We start from the raw sequence: 3,527 nt of genomic DNA, 5'->3' as shown, positions 1-3,527 counted from the left end.
TCCGAGTGGGTCAAGGAGTGTCCCTTGAGTTACACCAGTCCAAATGCCCCGGCCGTTCAAGACGTGCTCGGCACGTGGGTGCTGGGAACTTTAAGTGGAGCTTGGCGCTATGCGCATGTCACCGCGATCCGAGGAGACAAGGTCAATGCGCAAGGTTTGGGAATGGAAAAAGTGGTGAGTGAGGATAGCTTGCGGCGAGCCTTTCAAGGTGAGGAACCCGAACCCCTGGCTCAATGGCAAACCCAAGCTCTCTGGCGCGGGTATGCTCCGGCTTTGGACCAGCCTTGGATTGCGGATTTGGATGTGACGGTCAAGCCGATCTACGGCCACCAGGAAGGAGCTGAGATCGGCTACAATCCGCACAAGCCCGGCCGTCCGAGCCATGCCTACCACACCATTTTTCTGCGGACCTTGCGCGTGGCGCTGGATGTGGAAGTGCATTCGGGCAAAGAGCATGCCGCCATGCATGGGCTGAGCAATCTGTGGAAAGTCTTGGACCGGCTGACTCCGGAGCAACGGCCGGGGTTGGTCTGCGGCGATGCCAATTACGGCAACGAGCGAATGATGGCCGAGTGCGAAGAGCGCGCCCAAAAGTATTTGTTCCGGCAACGGAGCACAGCAAAAGTTAAGCAACTGGTGGAGTTGTTAGAGAGACAGGGCGGCTGGCAGCCTTTGGCGGAGGGATGGGAAGGAAATGAAGGCCAACTGCAACTGACGGGTTGGACGCGCAAACGGCGCACCATCGTGTTGCGGCGCAGACGGGAGCCGGGAGTTGGAACTCAGAAAGCCCTTCCCTTGTTGGAGGAACACGGATTGGAAGTGGTCAGCCAACCGGAGTACGAGTATGTGGTCCTGGTCACCAACTTGGAGGAAAACCTTTTAACGGTCATGCACCTTTACCGGCAGAGAGCCGATGTGGAAAACGCTTATGATGAGTTGAAGAATCAATGGGGCTGGGGAGGATTTACGACGCGCGATCTGTTGCGCTGCCAGATCGCGGCGCGGATGGTGGCACTGGTTTATAACTGGTGGAATTTATTTGTGCGGTGCGCGCAGCCGGAGCGGGCGCGGGAAGCGATCACCAGCCTCTGTTGCTGCACGCGGTGGGACGGATCGTTACGAGCGGCAGGCAAACGGTGCTGCGGCTGACGAGCCATCACGCGGAAGCTCGGGAGGTCCAAAAACTCCGATTAAAGAGGAAGAGATCGCCGTTCGTCCCACCACCAAGATTCTCCAAGGCGACTGGGTCTGGCACTCCAATCGAAATACGACGGATCGCCAAAATCTTTGGCATAATTTCCGAGGACGACGAGTGATGGTCATGCTTTATGGCGACGGGCACGCGGCGAATTCAAAGTTTCCGTCGCCAACAAATGTAAACGATCCGAATTTCTGGCAGAGGCCGCCGGATCCTAATTTTGATTGGTGGTGAATATTGGGAAACCCCGTCTTTGCGTTCTATGAAAGCGAAGTCTCGGCAGCACCGTGAGCCGGACAATTCCGCATCAACTCCTACTTGATCAGATCTCTGTGCCTCCGCGCCGCTGCGGCCGAATTCATTTCTTACCGATGCTGCCACGGACCTCTGCGATCAACTTCTCAAGGCGGCGTCCGTATTCCACGTAGTTGGCACGAAGCGCTTCGTCTTGCTCGTGGGAATGGGCATCGTGAAAAACGGCCACCATGTGAGGCTCGATGCTGATTCCGGCATCGTAGCCGCGCGACAGGGCGTCTCTTAGTATCCGCCAGACTGCGCCATCGCCCTCGCCCGAGAATTTGTAGTCGGCATCGTTTTTCGACGTCTCCCAACGGGCATCCTTGATGTGGATGTGGACGCTTGCGTCGCGAACTTTGGTCCAGAATTCCCACGGATCCTGTTTGGGTTGAGGGGCGGGTTTCGACCGATCGGCGTTGAAAACTGGATTGGCGGTATCGAAGACCCACTTCAAGCCAGGGACATTCTCCAGCAGCTTCAGTGCATGTTGCCAGCTCGTGCCGCCATAGTTCATGCAGTTTTCGTGGACTGGCTGCAATCCTGCGTCGAGAAATCGTTTGGTGATCTCGCGCATCCGATGGAACCGCTCGGCTTCCATCTGGTCGTCGCCATCCCCAACCTTGTAGCTCATGATTCGAACGAACTTGGTGCCCAGCGCCTGCATTCGCGGAATCGCCCGTGACACTTCGGCGAGCCGAGTTGGAAGAGTACGTCCCGAGAGATGGAAGCGACGTGGGTGCATGGGTGAGGGTGAGTGCAAGAGTTACAGGACCCCAATTACGCCGCTCGATCGCCTTCGGCAAGAGCGGAAGTCGCGTCCTAATCCGCGGGTAATCGCAAGGATGTGAATGGGAATCCGCAGATGACGGAGATGGACGCAGATATTTCGGAAATGTTTAGAGAGTCTCATTGACGACAACTTGTAGAGAATGGGTCAACGGGTCAGAATCGAGGAAAGCCCAGCCCTGATCTGCGTTTAAGGACATGGAAGATTTCGGCAAACCCGAAGAGGAATGGTTTCGCACGTTCTTGACCTTACAAGAAGGAGTCGCTCAAGGACGTGGTCAGTGCGTGGGCCGAGAGCAAGAACCTCGTGTTGCGCCAATTGAAGGTGGCCGACAAAAGCAACGAAATCACGGCGGTGCCGGAGTTGCTGCGCGTGCTGGAATTAAGCGGGTGTATCGTCACGCTCGATGCGATGGGCTGTCAAAAAAAGATTGCCCGCGAAATTATTGAAGCCGACGCCGATGACGTGAGTGCGGAGTTGGCTTGGTTTGCCGATGTCGCCATTCTCTCAGTTGGTGGAGCGCTTCTACCCGGAGTTCGAAGCGCTCTACGAGGAGCGCTACCAGGAGCGGTATGGTTTCTGGCGACCGACTTGTCCCGCCGTAGCCTCGGGCGAAGGCGGATCATCGCCACGGCGATCGCCAAGTTTCTGGAGTGCGGCGATCTCAAACAGGGGTTCGCGCGCGTACGGTGCCCCAAGTGCCAACACGAAATGTTCGTCGCGTTCTCCTGTCGCGGGCGCTGTGTCTGTCCGAGCTGCCACGAGAAACGCGCCTTGGAGAAAGCCGCTTGGGTCTCCGAACACGTTTGCGCTGAAGTCCCGCACCGCCAGTTCGTGTTCACCATGCCCAACATCCGCTCCTGGAAACACTCCGGCTTCAGCGTGGACCAGAGCGTGCGTTTGGAGGCGGGCGATCGGGCGGGAATCCAGCGCCTCATTTAGTATTCCGGAGATGGAGGACCATCTGATCCGTTACTATGGATGGTATTCGAATAAGAAGCGGGGACAACGAGCTCGGGCGCAACCGCCGACCCCGGAGGGGAGCGCCGCGCCGCCCCGCACGCCCAGCGCCCGAGAGGCCCGCAAACGCTGGGCCGCCCTCATCAAACAGGTTTACGAAACGGACCCGTTGACCTGTCCCAAATGTCGTTCTGAAATGAAAATCATTGCCTTCACCTGCCTGCCGGCAGGCAGGTCGAGCGAAGGCAGACTGAGGTCGTGGAAAAGATTCTGCGACACTGCGGG

General features: G+C 57.6%; 2 protein-coding genes and 1 pseudogene. 2 read left to right on the top strand and 1 reads right to left on the bottom strand.

What is annotated here, in order from left to right; all coding sequences use genetic code 11:
• The first annotated feature begins 24 nt into the window (after positions 1 to 24).
• Complete coding sequence (locus FJ398_26800) at positions 25 to 1,149, top strand: transposase (GenBank protein MBM3841491.1); 1,125 nt, start codon at positions 25 to 27, stop codon at positions 1,147 to 1,149.
• Positions 1,150 to 1,556: 407 nt separating this feature from the next.
• Here the strand turns inward: FJ398_26800 and FJ398_26795 are convergent, their stop codons facing one another.
• The gene (locus FJ398_26795; GenBank protein MBM3841490.1) at positions 1,557 to 2,237 is read right to left on the bottom strand and encodes a TIM barrel protein; all 681 of its coding nucleotides are present in this window, start codon (positions 2,235 to 2,237) and stop codon (positions 1,557 to 1,559) included.
• 233 nt (positions 2,238 to 2,470) lie between these two features.
• On the opposite strand from FJ398_26795, the pseudogene FJ398_26790 reads away from it, so the two are divergent.
• A pseudogene (locus tag FJ398_26790) lies at positions 2,471 to 2,744 on the top strand (ISAs1 family transposase).
• The last annotated feature ends 783 nt before the right edge of the window (positions 2,745 to 3,527 follow it).

The organism is Verrucomicrobiota bacterium, from assembly GCA_016871535.1.
In the GTDB taxonomy this organism is placed as follows: Bacteria; Verrucomicrobiota; Verrucomicrobiia; order Limisphaerales; family SIBE01; genus VHCZ01.
Note: the sequence above shows the minus strand (reverse complement) of the source record. Positions and strands in the feature narration are given on the sequence as shown.

Bases quoted from the DNA above. Each gene is read 5' to 3' on its own strand.
- FJ398_26795 (MBM3841490.1), bottom strand. From the start codon at position 2,237: ATGCACCCACGTCGCTTCCATCTCTCGGGACGTACTCTTCCAACTCGG.